We start from the raw sequence: 3601 nt of genomic DNA on the forward strand, positions 1-3601 counted from the left end.
TCGATCATCACGCTGTGCGGCGTACAGTCTGAAAAAGTTACATATAAGAATGTCTGGATCGTTCCGGGAGAATCGGGTGGGATGAATGTGTATATTGGCACGATCGTCCGGACATTTCCAGAGGAAGAAAAGCTCAAGGATCGTACCGATGGCGTGCTGGCGGATGTTGAGCTGGATAAGGGCAAGATCCGCAAGTTGTCGCTCAAGGAAGACATGATCGAAGGAAAGGTACTCTCGGTCAAGGATGATACGATCGAGATTGACGGGTACGGAACGCTGAAACTGGACGATGATTTTAAAGTATATAAAACATATGGAGTCGTCAAGGAGCAGAAAAAGCGGGATGTGCTGGTCGGCTATGATCTGGGAAAATTTGTCGTGGCTGGCAAAAAGGTTTGCGCAGCACTCTTAAATCATGATTTTTCAGCGACGAACATCCGCGTGCTGATCATGAATGATGATTATTCCTCCTTGTTTCACACGAAAGTGGTACTCCAGTCGGACAGCACGATGCATGTGACCTGGGGCGAATCAGAGGAGACTTTGAGCCCGGGAACGAAATTGTCCGTGAGTCCTGGCGATGACCGCCTGAAAGAAGGGCGCATGACGATCACGCTGGAAGACCCGCAGAAGGAGATCCGCATCCTGAGTACCAAGCGGGCGCAGGGAACGCCGTCGTATTTCGGCAGCTTCGAGTTGAGCGAGGAGTCGGATGGGCTGCTTCTGATTAATGAGCTGGACGTCGAAGATTACCTGACACGCGTAGTGCCGAGCGAGATGCCATCTAATTATGAGCTGGAGGCGCTCAAGGCGCAGGCAGTTTGCGCGCGGACGTATGCCTACCGGCAGATCAAGGCGAATGCCTACAGCCGTTACGGCGCACACGTTGATGACAGCACGAACTATCAGGTGTACAATAATACAGAGAGCAGTGAGCGGACGAATCTGGCAGTCAAGGAGACGGACGGGAAGATTGTATATTACAACGATACCCCGGCGGAAACGTATTATTTTTCAACTTCCTGCGGATATTCGACCGATGGAACGATCTGGGGCGCCAGCAAAGACGAGGTTCCGTATCTGAAAGGGATTGGTTTGACGGAAAAGAAGAAGATTCCGGATTTGACGGACAACGACACATTTCTCAAGTTTATCCAGGGACAGGGTGAGCAGAATTATGATTCCTCGTTCCCGATGTACCGCTGGAAAACAACGATCACGAATAAGAAGCTGCAGCAGAAGGTAGATACCATCGGCGAGATTCAGGGTATTTTTGTGACTTCCCGCGGTACGGGTGGTATCGCCCAGACGGTGCAGATCGTCGGAAGCGAGGGAACCAAGACGCTGAAAGGTCAGAGTCAGATCCGGAGTATCCTCGGCTCGGAATCACTCGTTTATAAGAAAAATGACGGAACCGAACTGACAGGATGGAGTACGCTACCGAGTGCCTTTTTCTCGGTGGATGAAACTGCCAGGGATGAGGAAAAAGACATCCGCACATTTACCATCTGGGGCGGAGGCTACGGTCACGGAGTCGGCATGAGTCAGAACGGCGCACAGGAGATGGCGCGCGAAGGCAAGAATTATGAAGAGATTCTGATGTTCTTTTATGATGGGGTTGAAATTCGGGATTGTGAGGAAGATTAGATTTAGAAGATGGCTGCGCTGAAAGGGCACGGTCAGGATTCCTCCCCCAATGATAAGAGTGTGTGATTGGGGTAAATTAGAAAAAAATTCAGATATTATGTATTATTAAGTAGAAAAGAGACGCATCCGTAAAATGAAAGAAGCGTCTCTTTTTCTGCTGTTTGTATGGATTTCAAGGATGAAGCAGTTATACTGCGTGACGGACTATTTGCGGTACAAATATTTTGGAAGTCCGTTTTCCATAATATGGGAAACGTCTCCTTGGATCAGCGGCTGCGAGTAAGCCAGGAAATCATCGCTGACATCGGTACCGTTTTTCGTGATCCACTCAGCAGGTACTTTCTTTTCCTGATTGCAGATCAGATTGACATCCTTGAGAACTGGATGAATTTTATATACAGTGTTACTATGTTTTACGCATGAAGCGGATGCTGAGTCTAAGTCCGCAGCGTTTGAAACGGCAGTAGCTGCATGAACAGGTTCAGAAGCAGCTGTATCAGTCTCACGCTCAAATGCGACCATCTGTCCAGTGTGACCGTCCAGGGCTGCCTGGACGCCGAAACGGCCTGCCATTTCAGCCTCGTTTAAATCAGTACCGGAAACGGTGAGACCGGAGCAGCGCTGGTTGACGTTGAGCTCGACCGAGCGCACCTTGACGCCGAACTGGTTGCGGATATAATTTTCCAGAATTTTGCCGCATCCGGCTAACATTTTGTGACCGAAGGTGTCGACCTGGGCTTCGGTTGAATATTCGCAGATAAAACGACCGCCGTGGTCGCGGATGCCCTCGGAGACGCAGACGATGACATTCGCTGTCTTTTCAAACGCTTTCTTTAAGTCGTCATTAAATTGTGCCAGCTCAAATGGAGCTTCCGGCAGATAGATTAAGAGAGGATTGTCACCGGCTTCCTTGCGTGCTAAGGCAGAGGCAGCCGTCAGCCATCCGGCATGGCGTCCCATGATCTCAACGATGGTGACCGATTTCTGCTGATAGACAGAGGCGTCCAGCGCAATTTCACGGACGGATGCAGCGACATAGCGGGCAGCACTGCCGTATCCCGGCGTGTGATCGGTCAGAACGAGATCGTTGTCGATCGTCTTGGGAATGCCGATAAAGCGGATCGGACTTTTGATCTGCGCTGCATAGCGGGAAAGCTTGCTGACGGTGTCCATCGAGTCGTTGCCGCCGATGTAAAAGAAATAGCCGATGTCCAGCCGCTCCAGTTTTTCAAAGAGGACGCGGTAGAAGCTGTCGGAGAGGTTCTCCGGGAGTTTAAAACGGCAGGAACCCAGATACGCCGCCGGAGTCAGGCGAAGAAGTTCCAGATCGTCATCGGAGAGTGTTTCTGAAAGGTTCATATAAGAATCCGCGAGAAAGCCTTCGATTCCATTTATCATGCCGTAGACGCAGCCAACCGCATCGCTGTGGCGCGCACCTTCGCAGATAACGCCGTAAAGGCTTCCGTTGATAACCGCGGTCGGTCCGCCGGACTGTCCGACTAAGATGTTTTTCTTGTTCATAAGGTAAATCTCCTTTTTGTGAGGTAAGTACAAGGTTTACGATATAAAAAGTTTTAAATCAATATAAAAATGTACATAAAATGATTTGCTGGAGTTGTATTTTTCATAGAGGCAAAAACAAATCAAAAAGTACAACTCAAAACGTATCTATTGTAGCGGAAAGAGAGGAAGAAAGCAAGAGGAAAAGGCATATATGATAAATAATATGAAAACCGGATACTCGGGAAGTGGATAAAGGGCTTATAAAAATTTGGAGATAGATGTATAGAATAGCAGAAACGGGTCATACTGTTAGTATCACAAAAGAGAAATTTTTGAATACTTATCCTCCCCTTTTTAATACCCTGTTCGTTGGCTTTGTGCAGCGGACGGGGTGTTTTTTGTTTCATAGGAAATTACCGAAAAGCCTTTTTTAACAACACTTTGCAAGAAT

2 protein-coding genes are annotated in these 3601 nt (G+C 48.5%); one reads left to right on the forward strand and one right to left on the reverse strand.

Going from position 1 to position 3601, the window contains the following annotated elements; all coding sequences use genetic code 11:
• On the forward strand, positions 1–1647 hold a 1647-nt coding region (locus QVO97_RS05555), incomplete at its 5' end, for a SpoIID/LytB domain-containing protein (RefSeq protein WP_288189059.1).
• Between the two features lie 204 nt (positions 1648–1851).
• Here the strand turns inward: QVO97_RS05555 and QVO97_RS05560 are convergent.
• Positions 1852–3168: a 6-phosphofructokinase gene (locus QVO97_RS05560; RefSeq protein ID WP_022359399.1), complete on the reverse strand. Its 1317-nt coding sequence runs from the start codon at positions 3166–3168 to the stop codon at positions 1852–1854.
• Between the last annotated feature and the right edge of the window lie 433 nt (positions 3169–3601).

The sequence above is a fragment of the Clostridium sp. CAG:43 genome, from assembly GCF_000434655.1.
Classification (GTDB): Bacteria; Bacillota; Clostridia; order Lachnospirales; family Lachnospiraceae; genus Otoolea; species Otoolea fessa.